The sequence below is a fragment of the Polaromonas sp. P1_E3 genome, assembly GCF_056405935.1.
In genome coordinates this window covers 1-899 of the sequence record NZ_JBFUBD010000719.1, presented here as the reverse complement: position 1 = coordinate 899, position 899 = coordinate 1, and the positions used below count along the sequence as shown (strand labels likewise).

General features: G+C 60.0%; 1 protein-coding gene. It reads left to right on the top strand.

The genetic code is table 11. The features are described from left to right. Positions 1-619, top strand: a 619-nt coding sequence (locus AC1D0Z_RS23040) for a fumarylacetoacetate hydrolase family protein (RefSeq protein WP_477660449.1), incomplete at its 5' end; no start/stop codon positions are given. Positions 620-899 lie beyond the last annotated feature (280 nt).

The following is an 899-nucleotide window of genomic DNA, read 5'->3' as shown; positions in this document are numbered from 1 at the left end:
CTACTGCATCGGCCGCAACTACGCCGCCCATGCGATCGAGATGGGTTCGGATCCGAGCCGCGAACCGCCATTCTTCTTCCAGAAGCCGACGGACGCCATCCAGGTGGTGCCGCCCGGCAAAGTGGCCGACCACCCGTATCCCACACTGACCAAGAACTACCACTACGAAGTCGAACTCGTGGCGGCGCTGGCCAAGGGCGGACGCAACATCCCGATGAACCAGGCGCTGGATATGGTGTACGGCTACGCGCTGGGCCTGGACATGACACGGCGTGATTTGCAGCGCGGCATGGGCGACCAGAAAAAACCCTGGGAAATCGGCAAGAGCTTTGACCGCTCGGCGCCCATCGGCCCGATCCACAAGGTCGCGCAGACCGGCCACTACACCAAAGGCGCGATCTGGCTCAAGGTGAACGGCCAGGTCAAACAAAACGCCACGCTCAACCACATGATCTGGTCGGTGGCCGAGCAGATATCCAAGTTGTCCGAGGCCTTTGAATTGTTCCCCGGCGACATCATCTATTCGGGCACGCCTGAAAACGTCGGCCCGGTGGTCAAGGGTGACGTCATTGAATGCCATATCGACGGTTTGCCGGAGTTGAGCGTCAGGATTGTCTGAGTTTGCGTGCCGGGTGGAGAAGGGGCAAGGGAAAACACCGTGTCATCACCCTGCGGTGGCAAGAACTTCCAGCGGCGCATAGACTCCGACTGTTTGCCTTTTGCTTCCTTGCTCTTCTTCCTTRCTCCTTTTTGCCTCCCCTAATCTACTGAGGAAACGCCATGCTTGAACACGAMCAGAAAAAAGACTTCGATGCCCTGTTGCCCGGGCAATCCACCGAAGCCGGCGCCACCCGCCGCACCGCGCTCAAAACGGCCCTGGGGGTGGGGTATGCCGCCAC